The following is a 19152-nucleotide window of genomic DNA, read 5'->3' as shown; positions in this document are numbered from 1 at the left end:
TATCCCCCTATTATCGACGAGCTTCAGCTACTTTTTGAACGAATTGTTTAGCAAGCTCTGTTACACCTGCATAATCACCATGTTTAGCTGGTGCTGTTAAGTCGCTACCTACTCCAACTGCTACACAACCATTTTTAATCCAACGATCAACATTATCTAAGCTCACTCCACCTGTTGGCATAATGTTTGCTTGTGGAAGTGGTCCTTTAACTGCTTTAACAAAGTCTGGTCCATAAGCACTTCCTGGGAATACTTTAACAATATCTACTCCAGCTTCCATAGCTGTAATGATTTCAGTAATGGTCATACATCCAGCCATGTAAGGAACTTGATATCTGTTACATAATTTAGCTGTTTCTAAATCGAACCCTGGAGATACGATATATTTTGATCCTGCTAAAATGGCAATACGAGCTGTTTCACTATCTAGAACCGTCCCCGCTCCGATTAACATCTCATCTCCAAATTCTTTAACTAATGTTTTAATGACTTCATCTGCATTTGGAACTGTGAAAGTTAATTCGATGGCATTAATTCCACCTGCTAAACATGCTTTTGAAATTTCAATTCCTTGTTGTGCATTTTCTGCACGAACCACGGCAACTACCCCTGTATCTGTTAACGATTTGATTACTTCGAATTTTTTCATAAGGCACCTCATTTATCCTGTTTATTATTTTAAATCTTTCATAGCAACATGATCCATGTCATCAAATGTGATATTTTCTCCACACATTCCCCAGATGAATGTATAACGGCTTGTTCCAACGCCAGAGTGAATTGACCAACTTGGTGAAATAACCGCTTGTTCATTACGTACGACTAAGTGACGTGTTTCTTGTGGCTGTCCCATAAAATGGAACACATTGTTATTTTCATCTAAATCAAAGTAAAAATAAACTTCCATACGACGCTCATGCGTATGACATGGCATCGTATTCCACATATTATTTGGCGCTAAAATGGTCATTCCCATTACTAACTGACAAGATTGACAAACAGCTGGGTGAACATATTGATTAATCGTACGTTTATTTGATTCAGCATCTGATCCTAAGTGTACTTTATTCGCCTTTTCTAATGTAATTAAAGTATGAGGATAATGATGGTGAGCCGGTGCACTATTAAAATAAAACTTAGCGGGTTGCTCTTGATTAATTGACTCAAATGTAATCTCTTTAACCCCTAGCCCAATATATAGTCCATCTTGATAATTTAATTCAAATACTTCGCCATCGATGACAATACGTCCAGATCCCCCAATGTTGATAATTCCACCTTCACGACGTTCAAAGAATGAATCAACTCCCATTTCTTTTCCAGCTACTAGTGTTAATTGCTGCTCAACAGGCATGATCCCACCAGCAATGATACGATCGTTGTGAGAATAAGTTAACTGGACTTCATCCGCAACGAATACCTTTTCAATTAAGAAATGTTCACGTAATTCTTCTGTTGTATAATGTTTTACATCATTTGGATGATTTGAATAACGAGTTTCTAATTTCATTTTTAATTCCCCTTTTTGATAAAATTATCCCTGATAGCCAAGTAGCCTTGATATTTTATAAGCAGCTTCTTTTACAAGTTGTGCATCTTGTTCAACATCGTAACCCTCTTTATACAGGCTAACGATTCCGATTGAAGATGACACCACGCCATTATAATCAAAGATTGGTGCAGCAATCGCCATCGTATGCTCCTCATGTTCACGGCATGAAATTGCATACCCTTTAACTTTAACTTGCTGAAGTTCACTTTTTAAAGCAACCTTAGATGTAATGGTATGCTCAGTTAAAGGTAGTAATTGTAATTTCCTGATTAATTCCTCATGATGAGGTGAAAACGCTAAAATTGCTTTTCCAATGGCCGTTGAATGTAAATAAGTTTCATCCCCAATCTCTGGCGTTGCAATGATTCGCTTAGTTGGCTCATGTTTCAGCGTAAATATTAATTTACCATTATTCTCTTTTGCAATAAAAGCGGTATGTCCTGTCTGTAAGCTTAATTGTCTTAAGATTGGATTCGCTGAGTTTAAAAGTAATGAAGTCTTCGAATAAGCAATTCCAATGGCGTATGCTTTGACACCAATGGCATAAGTTTTTAAACGATGTTCTTTAATATATAGCATGTTTAACTCAACTAATGTTTCTAAAATATCAAAGGCACTTGTTTTTGGCATTTCAAGGCGTGTTGCTATATCATTTAATGTCAACTCTTCAGAGGATGACGCAATTAATTCAAGTATTTCAATGGTTCGTTTAGCTGTTCGATTTATTTTCATAAACTCTCCTACGTCCTTTAATAATATTTAAGACTGAAGGAGCTCCAATAAATACTGTTGACTATAAGAAATATCTTCACCCACGACTCCTTCAAAAATAATCGTTGGTTCTTGATCTAATTCTTCTAATTTTGAAAGAAGATATTTATAGTCGAGTAATCCTTTTCCTGGTGCTACCTGTCTTATTTGTTGATTTTCGACCATAAAATCTTTGGCATGAACAATTCGAATCTTATCATGAAATAATTCAACCATTTCATCAATTAATCGATGTTGATTTTTATAATTCTCATTCGACAATAAATTGAATAAGTCAAACGTTACCACGGTATTTGGATGATTCAATTCATCAATTAAACGTTTTAAACGACGTGGAGTTGAAATCACATGTTGATACGCCGGTTCAATGGCAAGATAAGTATTAGATTCTTTTGCAACCTCTAAAAGTTGTGAAAAAACACGTTTCACTTCTAAAAAAGCTTCTTCACTACCATTTGATTCATGGAATGTCCACTGATCATCATTATAAGATCCCGTTTCCGTTCCAACTAACGTCGTGTTAAAACAATGAGCTTTTCTTAAATGATTTTTAAAGTTTTCAACGGAATCTTTTACTTTTTCCTTGTCACTATGAATGGGATTAAAATAGGCTCCAAGCATGGCAACTTCGACATGACTCTCATTTAAAAAGAGACTTAACTCCTCAACTAACTCTTCATCTAAAATCTTAGGCATTTGCGTTTGATATTCAATCGCCTTATTTAAAACTAGCTGAATAGAATGAAACCCTTTCTCTACCAATGAATCAACTAAATCCTTAGGTGGTAATGTTCCAATATCATGAGCTCGAATTCCTAATTTCATCGTCTTAATCACCTCCTATTATAACATTTTATAACACCTAAATTAATGAAGTTTTAACATATTTAAGTGTCTTTTTATGGATTGTTATAATGTTACACCTGATTTCCAAATATCAATTTCACGGTGTCCATTAAATTCATTATTTGTCCATTTTCCACTACATACATCGCAAATATAATTAATAAAATCTTCAACGACCTCTTCTGTCGTTGATGCGGTTAACATAGCACCCGCATCAAAGTCAATCCAATGTTTTTTCTTATTGGCTAAGTCAGAATTAGTCGCTACTTTTACCGTTGGAATAAATCCACCGAATGGGGTTCCACGCCCAGTCGTAAATAAGGCTAAATGACATCCGGCACTTCCAAGAGCTGTCACTGCCACTAAGTCATTTCCTGGCCCTTGAAGTAAATTTAAGCCATTATGTTCTAAACGATCCGTATATCTCAAAACATCGACCACTTCAGATGTTCCTGCTTTTTGGGTGCATCCTAATGATTTATCTTCAAGTGTGGTAATTCCACCCGCCTTATTTCCAGGACTTGGATTTTCATAACACACTTGATGGTTTCGTTCATAATACCCTTTAAAATCATTGATTAAATGGACAATTTTATCAAACGTTGCCTCATCTTTAGCACGATTCATTAAAATCGTTTCAGCTCCAAACATTTCTGGAACCTCCGTTAAAACAGTTGTTCCCCCACTTTTTACTAAATAATCAGAGAAATATCCAAGTAAAGGATTTGCCGTAATTCCTGAGAATCCATCACTTCCTCCACATTTTAACCCAACACGTAAGTTACGAAGTAAAGAAGTCGCACGATAATCTTGTTTCATGACCTCATATAACTCATGAAGAATTTTGACACCTGCTTCAATCTCATCTTCAACATCTTGAGCAACTAAGAAGCGTACTCGTTCTTCATCATACTCACCCATTGTTTCTTTAAATGTTGAAACTTGATTATTTTCACATCCAAGTCCAAGTACTAAAACTCCACCTGCATTCGGATGTTTAGCAATATTTTGTAAGATTTTACGAGTTGTCTCATGGTCATCCCCCATCTGAGAACATCCAAATGGATGGGCATATGAGAATACACCATCAATCGTTAGATTATCAACTTCTTTTAAGAAACGATCTTTGATAATTTCAGCTGTCTTATTAACGCATCCAACAGTTGGAATAATCCATAATTCATTACGAATTCCAATATCCCAATTTTTACGATGATAAACGCGAATTTCACGATCCATTAACAATTTATCAGCACGTTTTGATTTAGGCTGGTACTCATAAGATAAACAATCATTTAAATTCGTTTTCACATTCTGAGTATGAACATGAGTTCCCACTTCAATGAATTGGGTTGCATGTCCAATCGCAAAACCGTATTTGACAACATCTTGATTTTCTTCAATCTTTTTGATGGCTAATTTATGTCCTTTTTTGATTTCTTCTTTTACAACGATTGAGTGCTCATCAATCGTTAGTTCGTCACCTGGTTGTAAATTAACCAAGGCAACGACTACATTATCATCTTCATCTAATTTAATAAACGGTCTCATCATATCCCCACCACTAACAAACTTTTTTTAATGCAGTTTCCATTCCATCACTTAAGATGTCTTCAACAATCGCTGTTAATTCATCAGTTAAGTTTGGAATCTCATTTAAATTCATTTCCCAATGATCTTCCATTCCTAAAAATTCAGTCACGACATCACGAACCGTTGCAGTTCCTGCTTCATAACGATTCCAAACATTTCGATAGAATTCTAAGAAATCTGCCTCATCTTGAAGCGCAATGACCTCAGTCCCTCGTTTTCCACGGAAGAACACTAATAAACTTGCCAATGAGAATTCAATGTGTGTTGGGAATTTCCCAAAGCGTTCAACATAATCCAATGCTGTGGGTAATAAACGACTTTTGAATTTTGAAGTTGAATTTAAAGCAATTGACATTAATTCGTGGCGGACACGAGGATTATTAAATCGGTCATAAACTTCTTTGGCAAACTGACGTAACTCAGCAGCAGTTAAATAGCGTTCCGTTGCCGGAATCATCTCATCTTCTACCGTATGATTTAAGAAAGTTAACATTAAGTCATCGTTCATTGTTTCTCCAACTGTATCAATCCCATATAAGTAAGAAACAGGAACCATTAACGTATGCAGTCCATTTAAAATACGGACTTTGCGGATTTTGTAAGGTTTAATATCTTTCACAAATAAGATATTTAAGTTGGCTTCTGCTCCTTTTAAAACAGAAGAAATACCATTTCGATCCTCAATCACCCATAAATGGAAGACTTCACCTAGTACCATATTTTTATCTAAATAACCAAATTGGTTTGTAAATTCTTCAATACGTTTAGCAGGATATCCCGGAACAATACGATCAACTAATGTATTGGTGAAGGTATTCGCTTCGTCTAACCATGTCATAAATCCTTCTTCAAGGTGATGAACTTCTGCTAAACGTTTCACACAACGATGTAACTCGTCTCCATTATTATCAATTAATTCGCATGGAACAATGTATAATCCTTTTGTCAGATCTCCATTGAAATGACGATAGCGATGAAGTAAGAAGGCTAACACTTTACCAGGGAATGTTTTAGGTGGTGTTGCTTCAATCGAATCTGATTCATCTAACACAATTCCGGCTTCAGTTGTGTTTGAAATCATTAATTCTAAGGTTTCAACTTCAGCTAATTGTAAATAAGCTTCAAAATTCATATATGGATCAATAAATTCACTAATACTATCAATAATTTGTGATTTTGAAACGAATTCATTATTTTGAACCCCTTCTTGAATCACCGTATATAATCCATTTTGTTCCGCTAATTCTTTCACACGTCCAAAAGGTTGTGGTTGGACAACGGCAATATTTCCATTATATACTCCAGCGTCATTTAATTCTTGAATCATCCAATCGACGAATGCTCTTAAGAAGTTTCCTTCTCCAAATTGAACAATTTTTATCGGTCTTTCTTTTCTATTTGGTAAAATTTCATTATTTAATGCTTTCATTATTGACCCCCACAAACAATTATTTATCTAAATTAAAGAATGATTTTGCATTGTTATAGCAAATATCTTCTACAATTTGTCCTAAGAACTCTACATCATTTGGATATTCCCCATTTTCAACATATTCCCCTAATAATTGACATAATAGACGTCGGAAATATTCATGACGAGGGAATGATAAGAAACTTCTTGAATCTGTTAACATCCCAACAAATTTTGCTAATACACCGTTTGCTGCTAACGCGCGCATTTGATCATTCATTCCATCTTTATGATCGTTAAACCACCATCCAGATCCAAACTGAATTTTACCTGGTGTCACACCATCTTGGAAACATTGCATTAAAGTGACGACTTTATGATTATCGCTTGGATTTAAATCGTAAATAATCGTTTTTGGTAATGCGCCTTTTAAATTTAAACTATTTAAGAATTTAGATAATTTTTGTGTATCTAAAGAGTTATTGATTGAATCATATCCTGTATCTGGCCCTAATTTTTCAAGCATTGTCGTATTATTATTACGTTGTGCTCCAATATGAAATTGCATCACCCAACCACGGTTATGGTATTGTTCCCCGAGGAATAAATAAAGTTGTGTTTTGTATTTCTCAACTTCTTCTTTTGTTAAAGTCGCACCAGACATCGCTTTTTTAAAGATTTCAGCAGCTTCTTCAACTGTTGAATCAGTAAATGCTAAAACATCTACCCCGTTATCGCAGGCTTTACATCCACACTCAACGAAGAAATCCATACGCTCTTCTAATGCTTTAAATAAATCAGATAACTCATGAATGTCATATCCAACTACTTGACTTAACGTTTGAACCCAAGCGGTAAACCAGCTTAATTCAATATTAACCGCTTTATCAGGTCGGAAAGTTGGTAAAATTTGAGCTTTACAAGTTCCTTCTTCTTTAATTAACTGATGATATTTTAAATCATCACATGGATCATCCGTTGTACAAATGACTTCGACATTCATCATATCGATTAATCCACGTACTCGGAAATCTTCCGTTGCTAATAAACGATTACATTCTTCATAAATTTCTTTGGCTGATTTTGCACTCAATGGTGTTTTGATGTTGAAGTAACGTTGTAATTCTAAATGTGTCCAGTGATAAAGTGGATTTCCAATTAAATATGGCATCGAACTAGCCCATGCATTAAATTTTTCTTCTCCTGATACCTCTTTTCCAGTGATAATTGATTCGTTCACGCCAAGAGCACGCATCGCACGCCACTTATAATGATCCCCTCCAAGCCATACTTCTGAAATATTTGAGAATTTATTATTTTCATAAATTTCTTTTGCACTTAAATGACTATGAAAATCAATAATTGGCATTTTTTTGGCATGTTGGTGATATAAAACTTTAGCCGTTTCATTTTGAAGTAAGAAATCTTCTGTTAAAAATCCTTTCATATCCTTTTATCCCCTTTTTAATTTTAATTCAACTTTCGAGTTTGTAATCACCTCATGCAATCCTGGTTTTCTTGCAAAAATCGGTAAACAAACTAAATAGCAAGAGAAAACTTTTGAGACGTATTCGCGTGTAAACATCGCAAAATAATTTAAATCGGATTCATCATTTGTCACGACTTTACAAAAGACCATTGTTTTTCCAATTGTTGTACGTTCTAACCAAAATAATGATTGAAGCGCAATTGGAATTAATACAATGATACACAGCTCACTAATCGTTAATAATGTAAATGACTCCTCAAACATCCCATTGAGTTGTCCGGCAAGAAATATTCCGAGTGCAGTTCCTCCAATCAGAACAAAAATATCAATAATTTCAGCAATAATTCTCCTTAATAACACCGTCAACTACCACCTTTTTAACATTTTGAATTTGCATTGGATCGCCAATCACATTTTCAAACGTTACATTTTCTAAATTTACTTCAATTATATTGTTTAAAACCATCCCATTTTGACAATAATTAGGAATATCATCCATCATAGCAGGAACTCCTGGCTCTGCCTCTGTTGTGAAATGGAAAACACAATCTTTTAAACTTAACCGTTCAATCGGTTTCTCTGGTAAGCCATAAAAATAAGCCGCTGCAATTTCTGAATGACGACATTTAATATCTTCAAAACAAAAATCACGGATATCTGGTGTTCGATAATCGACCGGTAAAGTTTCCTTCGTCTTAACATATTCACTATGACCATCTGGATCACAGAAATAGAAACAGTTTACCACTAATGGAGTTAGTACCTTCTCCATCTCGATGTGACGGAATGTGACATCTTCAACAATTGCAGCCTCTCCACGTCCACGGCGTGTCTTAATTCGAAGCCCACGATCTGTTTCGTTAAATAAACATTGCTCCACTAGAATATGCTTAACACCTCCAGCCATTTCGCTTCCAATAACAACTGCACCATGACCAAAGTTCATACTACAATTTCGAATCGTAATATATTCTGAAGCTCGTTTTAAACGACTTCCTAAATAAATTTTTCCAGATTTGATGGCAATACAGTCATCCCCAACTGAGAAATGAACCCCAAGAATTAAAACACGATGACAAGATTCAGGATCTAATCCATCCGTATTCGGTGAATCTTTGGGATTAATAATTTTTAAATCAATAAACTTCAAATCATCCGAGAATAAGGGATGAACAGTCCAAGAGGGAGAATTTTGTAAGGTAATCCCTTGAACGTTGACATGATGAGAATGAATAATTTGAAATAAACGTGGACGCCAAGCCACATTTCTTACCTTTGGAAAGTCCCACCATCCAATAGATCCATTTCCATCTAATACACCTTCACCAATTAAATTAACATTTGAAACATTAACCCCTTGAATCAATGCTGTAAACGTATCGAGTGGATTCCCTTCCCATGAACCTAAATAATACTCTTCATGATTTGAATTTTTGGTATATCCAGGTAATATTGCACCACTTTCAAATGAGGCACTATATAATAAGGTTGCTCCTTTTTCTAATTCTAACGTTAAGTTAGATTTTAAGAAAATCGTTTTAGTCGCATAAGTCCCTTTTGGAATAAAAAACTCGCCCATCATCAGGACAAGACATAATTGCGGCTTGAATAGCTAACGTATCATCAGTTATCCCGTCACCTTTAGCATTAAAGTGCTTAACATTTAAACAAATACTTTCTTTTTTTGTATATACCTCTTTTGATAGAGATTCACCTGTTTCTTCATTGATAATCGTGACCATATACGCAGTACTTGGTTGTAACCGATAAATAGAATAAACATTTTGGACTAAATGCTCATCAATTATTTCATCATTTAATTTTAAGGTATACGGTTGACTTGATTTAAAACATGATTGATTTTCAAGTTCTAGTGTTAAACTTGAGGATGTTTGTAAAACAATATTAAAGTTCATCATTTCCACCAACCATTAAATATTCTGCATAGGCCATCATCAGTGGTCCAATTCCTTTTGCTTCATCCGGCACCACTTTTTCTGAAATGTAATACTCAAAACTTCCATCGCGTACAACACCATTAAAACTTCCAAGTCCCGCTACTTCACAAATTCCACCAATATGATACCCAGCTTCGTCCTCATATCCATACACTTCTAAAATTCCTTTTAATGATTTAATTGCCTTTTCTTTATATGATTCATCTAAAACATCCAAACGAACCCCTTTTAAAATTGAATAAATCACCATTGCAGTTCCTGAAACTTCTAAATAATTTCCTTCACGATCCATCGCATCAATCACTTGATACCATAATCCTGTTTTTTCATCCTGATAAGGTAAAATATCATCGATACTCTCAACAAACATGTCAATTAATCCCTTATAATATTCAAAAATTGTTTCGCTCATTTTATCGATCGAATCAATTAATGCCATTAATAGCCATCCTTCTGCACGTAGCCAGTAATTTTTAGACAATCCCGTTTCTTCATCACACCAGAACATTGATTTCGACTCATCCCATGCATGATAATATAATCCGCATTCTTTATTACGGTGTGTTTTATACACTTCCATGAATTGTTTATAAATATCTTCATACTGTTGTTTTCCATTAAATACCGTTTCATATTCGGTAAAAAACGGTAATGCCATGTACAGCCCATCTAACCATACTTGATGTGGGTATCGATTTTTATGCCAGAAGTTACCACTATTTGTTCTAGGATGTGTTCTTAATTGATCCATTTGATGTTCGATGGCTACTTTATATCGCTCATCATTTGTTTTTTCATAAGCAAAGAATAAAACTTTTCCAGCATTTACGTGATCAATGTTATATTCTGATGAATTATACCCTTTTAAATTCCCCTCTTGATCCACGAATTCATTTAAATAAGCTTGTATATAATCCCAATAAAACTCATCATTTGTTGCGATATATAAGTCTTGTGCTCCCTTTAAAATGACACCATCTTCATAGCACCAAAATCCCTTATATGGTTTAAACTGATTAATATAAGATTTAAAATATGTTTCTAATTGCTTCAACATCCTCACATCCTCCAACTTTAGATAACCCTGGTTTGTTTTTTTGTGAAACTTTTCTTTTTATTCTAATAAAAGATAAATAACTAATGACCGAAGTCATTAGTTATTTATGGTTAATAAACTATTCTTTTGAACCTGTTGATGCAATACCGTCAATGAAATATCCTTGTGCACAATAGAATAAGATAATTGAAGGGATAATTGACATTAATGACATTGCGAAAATATTTCGATATTGAACAGCTGAATCTGTGTTATCCATTGCTAAACGCATCGCAATTGATAATGGATACTTGTCAATACTTGAAATATAAATTAACGGTCCTTGGAAATCATTCATTCCCCACATAAATGTTAATAATGCTACCGTAACAATTGTTGGTTTCATCACTGGAATTAAGATGTGAACTAATGTTTGGAATGAGTTACATCCATCCATTTTAGCTGCTTCATCTAACTCTTTAGGAATGGTACGCATAAATTGAATTAACATGAAAACAAAGAATGAGTTAGTTGCAAATGCACTATCTAACCATAAAGGAATATGTGTATCTAATAAATTAAGATCACGCCAGAATAAGTATAGAGGAATACGGAAAATAACATCTGGCATTAATAAAGTCCCAATTACCATCACAAATACAAACTTTTTAAATTTAAAGCTACGGCGTGTTAAAACATAAGCCGTTAAAATGCTTGAAACAACTGTGAAAATTGTTCTTGGAATTAAATATTTCATTGAGTTCATGAAATAATATCCTAAGTTAAATGGTGTATTTGTTTTCCATCCATTTACGATTGATTCCCAACCATTTTGAATATCTTTTGGCCAGAATGCTGCTGACGTAAAGATTTCTGTGTTTGTTTTAAAGATTGCTCCTACAAGCCAAAGCAAAGGGTACATCATGAAGAATCCAACGATTGCGAGGACCATGAAACGTACTGTTGCATTGATTTTTTGTTTTGAAAGACCTTTCACCATACTCATCTCCTTAATCGTTATAATGTACCCAATAATTTGAGCTTCTGAATACTACCGCTGTTAATGCCATAATGATAATGAACATTACCCAAGATGCGGCAGAGGCATATCCCATTTTAAAACTACTAAACGCATTTCGGTAAATGAAAAGGTTTAATAAGTAAGTTGAGTTTAATGGACCTCCATCAGAAATTAAGTAAGCTGAGTTGAACTCTTGGAAAGACTTAACTAATAATTGAACCGCGTTAAATAAAATAACTGGTGTAATGGATGGAACGGTAATCGCAAAGAATGAACGCCATTTTCCTGCTCCATCAATTGAAGCTGCTTCATATAAAGATTGTGGAACATTTTGAAGTGCTGATAAGAAGATTAACATAACTGATCCAAACTGCCATGCTTTTAATAAACTTAAAACAATAATCGCATAACGTGTATCTGTTAACCACATCACTGATTCTAACCCCACTAAATTTAAACAAGCATTGATAACTCCATCATTACCAAAAATAAATTTCCAAACGATTGAAACGGCAACACTTCCCCCAAGAATCGATGGAATATAATAAGCGGTACGGAAGAAGTTAACCCCTTTAATTTTAAAGTTTAAGATGTATGCAATAAATAATGCAAACACAAGTACTAACGGTACCGTTAAGAAGACATATTTGAAGGTAACCATTAATGATGTTTTGAACAATTCATCTTCCATTAATAAGTAACGATAGTTTTCAAATCCAATAAATTTTGGTGCACGAATCAAGTTGTTTTGTTGTAAACTCAAAACTAATGCATCGATGAATGGATTTAATTTAAAAACTAAGAATCCAATTACCCACGGTAATACATATAAATAAGAACTATTAAACTTAAATTTCTTTTTTACTTTCGCCTCATTTTTGATTGTGCTATTCGCAACCTTTTTTACATTTTCCACCTTTTATCGCCCCATTGCTTCATCCATAATTCTTGGCATTTCTTTAATAACTTTTTCAGCCGCTTCTTGTGGTGTCATTGTTCCAAACACGACAGCCTCTCCTGCACCTTCATATAAATCTTTTACATCTGTGTATTCAAAGAATGGATGCATGATTGTTGATTCAATATTTGAGTGCATATTGTAAGCCTCTACCGTTACACCAGTTAATAATCCTTTATCAACTAAAATATCATATCCAGCTTGGTTAGCAGGAATTCCACGTTGAGTTCCCATGATTTCAACTGCTTTTTCATCTGTTAACATCCAGTTTAAGAATTTTGCAACTTCTTCAGGATTTTGAGCATTTTTACTAATTGCAAATCCCATTGAAGGTTTTTGAATATTACCAGTTAATTTTGCTCCATCCATTGTGAATTGAGCGAACGGTTCTACTACTTGACCTTCTTCTAACGTATCAATGTATTTAGCGGCACTTGAATCCCACTCATTAATTCCACCGTATTCTCCAGTGATCCATTTTGGATTTTTCTCATCTAATTCATTTGAATCAACATTTCCAGCAGGCATTACATGATTTTCAACCATGTCTGCTAATAATTGATATCCAGCTGTTAATTCTTCAACTGAGTATTGAATGTTTCCATCAGTATCAAAGAATGTTTTCCCTGTTTCTTGCTCTAAGTAACTGAAGACTAAATACATCATTCCTGCTTTTCCTAATTTACTTAGTGCGTAGTAGTTATCTCCTAATGATGATTGAATTGCTTTACCAGCATCCATTAATTCGTCCCAAGTTGTTGGAATGTCGACTCCAGCATTTGAGTAAAGCGTTGTATTTAAGAATGGTACACGAGCGGTAATACTTGTTGGAATAGCTTGAAGTTTATTTTCAATTGTCATTGCATCTAATAAAGATGAATTATAGTTTCCTAATTCTAAATTAGATAACGTATTTAAATCGTAGAACCCATCACCATCTGGTGAGTAAATCCATAACCAGTTGTAGTTTACTTGCATTAAATCTGCATTTGTTCCCCCTGCATATTGCGTTGTAAATTTATCTTGAAATCCAGACCAAGCCGCATATTCAGGTATGATTGTAACGTGTGGATTTTCCTCCATGTACAATTCAATCACCTCTAATGTCGCCGCATGACGTGAATCTCCTCCCCACCAAGAGAAACGGAATGATACTGGATCATTTGATTCAGTTGTTGTCCCCTCTTGTGTTGTTGATGATTCTGGTGTTGTTGTTGAACCGTTATCTTTTGCTTCGTTCCCTGAACAAGCCACTAATGTTGCAGCACAAGCAAAAACAGTTGCTAAAGACCATATTTTTTTCACTTAAAAACCCTCCCTAGATTTTTTTACAACTTAATAGCTGTTTTTGATTTAGTGAATCCCCCCGGTTGGTTCACCAGATTGCCCCTCTTTTTCTCGTTCGTATATGCGAACTTCATTCGGTTGGAAACGCTTAACTCAAAATTATCATACTTTTTCCAATGTCACAAGATAATTCCACCAAATAATTTGTGACTTTGTTTAAAATCTTTGTGATTTTTTGAATTTTTTCCCAAAAGACATATGCTCAGAACCAAAACAACTAGGATTGTTGGTTTTTGTCGATTTTGTCGTTTTTTACTTTGAACTTCAACTTTTTTACCTGATTAATTTAATAAAAAAAGATGGTAACTCTTTACCATCTGTTAATCACAATGCATATAATCATCCGCTAAATCCCAAGGAACAATAAACCCGCTTCCTTTTGAACAAAAAATAGAGGCAGAAGGATTTGAGCGATCCTCCTCTTTATTATATTGTTTCAATTCAATGATACTTGCTTGGTTATGACACACATCATATCCCCTAACACGCAATGAAATTTTCCCTAATCCTTTTGTATAAGATAAAAATTCAATGGGATAATCCATAAATGTTGCAACAGGAACTCTCCCTTTAATAATACATTGATCATTTCTAGTGACTGGCGATTCAAATGTCCCAGCAGATTTTTGAATATCCGTGATAACTTTTCCCATTAACGATAGATCAACTTCTATTTTAAAATCGTAATACGGTTCTAAAATTATTGAGTTTGCTTTTTCTAAACCTTGACGAATCGCACGAGATGTTGCCTCATAAAAATCTCCTCCACTCGTATGCTTAGGATGAGCTGCTCCCGTTAATAACGTTACTTTAATATCCGTGACTCGAGACCCTGTTAAAATCCCTACAATTTTTCTTTCTAATACTTGCTGTTTGATGAGATTTTGATAATTGATTGGTAACTGTTCTATATGACAATTCGATTGAAACTGGACTCCACACCCTCGGTCTGCGGCCTCAATTAAAAGATGAACTTCTGCATAATGCTTTAATGGTTCATAATGTCCTCTCCCAATCACTGAATCAGCAATCGTTTCAAGATAAATCACCTCACACGGTCCAAATGAAATATCCTTGTGATATCTCTCTTTCATCAGATTCTTCAAAACATCTAATTGAATGATGCCCATAATTTGAATCTGAATTTGTTTGGTCTCTTCATTCCAAACAACACCTAGCGAAGGATCCTCATCCTCTAATCGCCTAAAATAAGATAACATCTCAAGGGGATTGATAGATGAATCATAAAGAACCGTCACACTTAAGGCAGGCAATAATTCACAAGAGTGTCTTTCAACTAAGTCACCTATCCCATCAAAAATTCTAAAATCACATAATCCCGTCACACCAACTAATTGTCCTGCCTCGACATAAGAGACACTTTCATATTTACTTCCTTGATAGACTCGAATCTGATTAATCTTTTCCTGACATTGCGTCTTTTGGTGAATAAACGTATCTTTAACGGATAACGAACCCGATAATAATTTAAGAAAAGTGACTCTTTCCCCTTTTTCATCATATCGAATTTTATACACACGTCCTGAAAAAGAATCCTGTATGGAGTAGTTTGTTTCAGTTAATTCATCTAGCACCCATAAAAAATCAGCAATTCCGATATTCTTTAAAGCAGAACCCGCCATAACGGGGATCATCTTTTTTTGCTTTATTTTAACTTTAAGAGCTTTAATCCAATAATCACGTTCAAGATTTCCTTCAAAATATTCTGACATTAAAGACTCATCTGTTTGAGCAACTGTTTCAATTATTTCTAATGATAACTCTTTAATTTGTTCACTCGCTTCAATAAAAATGGAATCGACTTTAAATTTCTGCTCTATTTCGTTTAAGAGAGTTGAAAGATCGGTGCCTTCACGATCTATTTTATTAATAAAAATAAAAATCGGAATCTGATACCTCTCTAATAAATTCCAAATCGTTTCCGTATGGCCCTGAATCCCCTCGACTGCACTGATAACTAATATCGCATAGTCCATAATCTGAATAGAGCGTTCCATCTCCGTTGAAAAATCAATGTGCCCAGGTGTATCAATTAAATAATAGTCATGACCATTATAAGAAAAAGTTGCTTGTTCTGCAAATACTGTAATCCCACGTTTTTTTTCAATATCGTGATGATCTAAAAAAGAGCTTTGATGATCGACACGTCCACATTGCCTAATGGAATTCGTTAAATAAAGAAGTTGCTCTGATAATGTTGTTTTACCACTATCCACATGCGCAAACATTCCAATCGTTTTTTTCATGATGACACCTCTATTTATAAACTTATTTTTTTATTATATCAAATCTTTTTTAAACTGTCCTTATAACATTATTCGAACATTTGTTCTAAAAATAATTGCTATCCTTCAAATAATATGAGATAATAGCATGGTTAGAAAATACACCACTCTAAAAACGGATAAACTCTCCCCAAGTTTTTATCCCCTATCCTATTTTTCTACTTATCAAAAAAGCACCGCTTCATGCGGTGCTTTTTTTGATTATTTTTTATTTATTTTCGGAAAACCAAACATAATGGCTAATAATCCGAAAAGTCCCATTAACATTGGATAATGAACATATGGGATAATTTCAAATGGAGAAATAGCTGCTAAACCAGCTGCTCCTAAAAGTTGAGCTCCGTATGGAATTAAACCTTGCCAACATGATGAGAAAATATCTAATAAACTAGCCGAACGCTTAGGATCAATCTCATATTCATCAGCAATATTTTTTGCTAGAGGACCAGATACCACAATGGCAATCGTATTGTTAGCTGTACAAATATCAACTAAACTAACTAATCCTGCAATAGCAAATTCAGCACCTTTTTTAGATTTAATTCGAGAAGTTAAAAGATGTAATAAAAATTGAATCCCACCATTAAACTTAATTAACTCTAGTGTTCCCCCTACAATTAAACAAATGATAGCTAATTCTTGCATTCCAGCCATTCCTGAAGACGCCGATTGAATTAAATCTGGTAGAGTAGCCGCGTGTGTAAATAACCCAATCACTCCTGCTACTAACACCCCACTACTTAATAAAGCAAATACATTAATTCCGACTAATGCACCCACTAAAATATATAAGTACGGTAAAACTTTAATCCACTCAAAACTTCCAACCATCGTTGTGGTTTGATCAAATGACATTGTCGTCACGACTAATAATATCAAAGAAATAATCGCAGCTGGTAAGACGATAAAGAAGTTTACTTTAAACTTATCCTTTAATTCACAACCTTGAGTTCTAACAGCAGCAATCGTTGTATCAGAAATCATCGATAAATTATCACCGAACATTCCTCCCCCTACAACCGCTCCAACAACAAGAGCCACAGGAATTCCTGTGGCATTAGCAATCCCTAATCCAATTGGTGTTAAAGCCGTAATCGTTCCAACCGATGTTCCCATTGAAATAGAAATAAAACTTGCAATAATAAACAATCCTGCAACGACTAAATTAGGGGGTAACACAGATAAACTCATATTTACGGTTGCGTCCACGGCACCAATAGATTTTGCAACACCTGAAAAAGCTCCAGCTAATAAAAAAATAACAATCATCATGATAATATTTTCATGACCTGCTCCCTTACAAAAAACGGCGATTTTCTCGTTAAAGGTTGCTGTACGATTAAATAAAAAGGCACAAGCAGCTGCTAACATAAACGCAACTAACACCGGCATATAGTAAAAATCACCTGTGATAACTCCACTTCCCACAAACAATACTAAAAATAATCCTAGCGGTAATAACGCCCACGGATTTCCCTTATCTTTCAACTTATTCATTTTCTCAACCTCCTACAAACCTACATATAGCTTCATTGTTGATAGTTTAGCCTAAAAATTTATAGACTTTTTAAGTTTACTTTGATTGTCGAATGTTGTCAACTATTTAGAACATCATTTTACATAACTTCTTTACATTTAGTCAAAAAAAACTCATTTCTTTCGACAAAAATTCCGATACTTTCACTACTCATATAAGATATAGTAAAGAAAACGTTTATAAATGTAGGAGAGACATAATAATGAGTGTAAAGCAAGTAATCTTAGGCCGACTTAACTCCATTGAGCGGGAAGGAATGGAAGACCTAATAAAATTTCTAAATAAAAGTGATTACTTCCTTGCACCTGCTAGTGTAAGGGGGCATTGTAATTATCCATATGGATTAGCCATCCATAGTCATAACGTTGTTGAATTACTAATCGAAAAAAACAAACGATTCCATCTAGGATTAACACTTGAAAGTATCTACTTAGCAGGCTATTTACATGATTTATGTAAAGTGAATATTTTCAAACCCGTTTTAAAACTTCGATACAATCAAAAAAATGAAAAAGAATGCTACTTCACCTATGACTGCATCGATGATTTTCCTCTCGGTCATGGAGAAAAAAGCGTCATTATTGCGCAGCAATATATTCGTCTAACACTTGAGGAAATTTTATTAATCAGATGGCATACAGGACCCGCTACACCTTGTGAAAATACTTACCGATACGATCAAGCATTAAAAATATGCCCTGCTATCAAAGCGATTTTTACCGCTGATGAAGAAGCAGCAACCTTCTTAGAAAAAATTAAAGAACCTCAAGTCTATCAACTAAGTGTCTATTATGCTTGGAAAAAAACAGGTATTCTACCTAAAAATCTATTACATTGAACTAAAGTAGAAAAGGAGCCGCCTTTAAGAGGCTCCTTTTCCTTAATGTCGACTCAAATTTTTAATAGGTAATCCCTATCTAATAGACTTTTTTTTCTTATTTAAGAATAATCAAATCTTAATCTGTGCATAAACAATGTTTTTTTACTTTATAGGCGGCTTGAGAAAAGCATGTATGTCATCTGGTTCAAAAAATCATTATGAACTAGATAGTATAAATTTTGAACACAATCAACGCCTCACTTAATTGATCTTTTCAATCAATATTTTAATTGCTTTCATGAATGTTTTTTCTAAATGAAGTAAGCTAACTGCTACCTGTTCAAACGTTTAGAGAATTAAATCAGGTAGCACACTTTTAACTCGTTCTACTTCTAATATCGGCTTCATTTTTTGAGTTTACCATCTCTTCATATCCCTTCACCGTTCTAGTCAAAATTCCACCCTATCCCCCCTTCTTTTATAAGATAAGAATTTTGGTTCTATAAT

At 34.4% G+C, this 19152-nt stretch carries 17 protein-coding genes; 1 reads left to right on the top strand and 16 read right to left on the bottom strand.

From position 1 onward, the window contains the following. Positions 1-10 precede the first annotated feature (10 nt). The 16 genes from HMPREF9402_RS07885 to HMPREF9402_RS07815 form a co-directional block, all read right to left on the bottom strand. On the bottom strand, positions 11-649 hold the full coding sequence (locus HMPREF9402_RS07885; RefSeq protein ID WP_006784707.1) for a bifunctional 4-hydroxy-2-oxoglutarate aldolase/2-dehydro-3-deoxy-phosphogluconate aldolase: 639 nt from the start codon (positions 647-649) through the stop codon (positions 11-13). Positions 650-673: 24 nt separating this feature from the next. After that, positions 674-1510 (bottom strand): 5-dehydro-4-deoxy-D-glucuronate isomerase, encoded by an 837-nt coding sequence (kduI, locus tag HMPREF9402_RS07880; protein WP_009607075.1) that lies wholly within the window; start codon positions 1508-1510, stop codon positions 674-676. Positions 1511-1534: 24 nt separating this feature from the next. After that, on the bottom strand, positions 1535-2284 hold the full coding sequence (locus HMPREF9402_RS07875) for an IclR family transcriptional regulator (RefSeq protein WP_006784709.1): 750 nt from the start codon (positions 2282-2284) through the stop codon (positions 1535-1537). A gap of 27 nt (positions 2285-2311) precedes the next feature. Continuing rightward, positions 2312-3148, bottom strand: a complete 837-nt coding sequence (locus tag HMPREF9402_RS07870) for a sugar phosphate isomerase/epimerase family protein (protein WP_006784710.1) — start codon at positions 3146-3148, stop codon at positions 2312-2314. A gap of 84 nt (positions 3149-3232) precedes the next feature. Then, positions 3233-4720, bottom strand: a complete 1488-nt coding sequence (locus HMPREF9402_RS07865; protein WP_039930898.1) for a UxaA family hydrolase — start codon at positions 4718-4720, stop codon at positions 3233-3235. Positions 4721-4733: 13 nt separating this feature from the next. After that, a complete protein-coding gene (locus HMPREF9402_RS07860) occupies positions 4734-6191 on the bottom strand; it encodes a tagaturonate reductase (RefSeq protein ID WP_009607067.1) in 1458 nt (485 codons plus the stop codon). A 19-nt stretch (positions 6192-6210) separates the two neighbouring features. Next, positions 6211-7620: a glucuronate isomerase gene (uxaC, locus tag HMPREF9402_RS07855; RefSeq protein WP_006784713.1), complete on the bottom strand. Its 1410-nt coding sequence runs from the start codon at positions 7618-7620 to the stop codon at positions 6211-6213. Between the two features lie 6 nt (positions 7621-7626). After that, a complete protein-coding gene (locus tag HMPREF9402_RS07850) occupies positions 7627-8022 on the bottom strand; it encodes an RDD family protein (protein ID WP_006784714.1) in 396 nt (131 codons plus the stop codon). Then, positions 7997-9244 (bottom strand): glycoside hydrolase family 28 protein, encoded by a 1248-nt coding sequence (locus tag HMPREF9402_RS07845; RefSeq protein ID WP_009607074.1) that lies wholly within the window; start codon positions 9242-9244, stop codon positions 7997-7999. The genes HMPREF9402_RS07850 and HMPREF9402_RS07845 overlap by 26 nt, the downstream gene beginning before the upstream one ends. Further along, on the bottom strand, positions 9201-9578 hold the full coding sequence (locus tag HMPREF9402_RS14710) for a glycosyl hydrolase family 28-related protein (RefSeq protein ID WP_009607062.1): 378 nt from the start codon (positions 9576-9578) through the stop codon (positions 9201-9203). Before HMPREF9402_RS14710 ends, HMPREF9402_RS07845 begins: the two co-directional genes overlap by 44 nt. Further along, positions 9568-10677 (bottom strand): glycoside hydrolase family 88/105 protein, encoded by a 1110-nt coding sequence (locus HMPREF9402_RS07840; RefSeq protein WP_006784716.1) that lies wholly within the window; start codon positions 10675-10677, stop codon positions 9568-9570. The genes HMPREF9402_RS14710 and HMPREF9402_RS07840 overlap by 11 nt, the downstream gene beginning before the upstream one ends. A 118-nt stretch (positions 10678-10795) precedes the next feature. Continuing rightward, positions 10796-11656, bottom strand: a complete 861-nt coding sequence (locus HMPREF9402_RS07835; protein ID WP_006784717.1) for a carbohydrate ABC transporter permease — start codon at positions 11654-11656, stop codon at positions 10796-10798. Between the two features lie 10 nt (positions 11657-11666). Further along, positions 11667-12593 (bottom strand): carbohydrate ABC transporter permease, encoded by a 927-nt coding sequence (locus tag HMPREF9402_RS07830; protein WP_006784718.1) that lies wholly within the window; start codon positions 12591-12593, stop codon positions 11667-11669. Positions 12594-12596: 3 nt separating this feature from the next. Then, a complete protein-coding gene (locus tag HMPREF9402_RS07825) occupies positions 12597-13940 on the bottom strand; it encodes an ABC transporter substrate-binding protein (protein WP_006784719.1) in 1344 nt (447 codons plus the stop codon). A gap of 362 nt (positions 13941-14302) precedes the next feature. After that, on the bottom strand, positions 14303-16249 hold the full coding sequence (locus HMPREF9402_RS07820) for a GTP-binding protein (protein WP_009607065.1): 1947 nt from the start codon (positions 16247-16249) through the stop codon (positions 14303-14305). Between the two features lie 240 nt (positions 16250-16489). Next, the gene (locus tag HMPREF9402_RS07815; protein WP_006784721.1) at positions 16490-17785 is read right to left on the bottom strand and encodes a Na+/H+ antiporter NhaC family protein; all 1296 of its coding nucleotides are present in this window, start codon (positions 17783-17785) and stop codon (positions 16490-16492) included. A gap of 242 nt (positions 17786-18027) precedes the next feature. On the opposite strand from HMPREF9402_RS07815, the gene HMPREF9402_RS07810 reads away from it, so the two are divergent. Then, entirely contained in the window at positions 18028-18663 is a 636-nt protein-coding gene (locus tag HMPREF9402_RS07810) for a hypothetical protein (RefSeq protein ID WP_009607063.1), read from the top strand. The last annotated feature ends 489 nt before the right edge of the window (positions 18664-19152 follow it).

It is taken from the genome of Turicibacter sp. HGF1 (genome assembly GCF_000191865.1).
Classification (GTDB): domain Bacteria; phylum Bacillota_I; class Bacilli_A; order MOL361; family Turicibacteraceae; genus Turicibacter; species Turicibacter sanguinis.
Note: the sequence above shows the minus strand (reverse complement) of the source record. Positions and strands in the feature narration are given on the sequence as shown.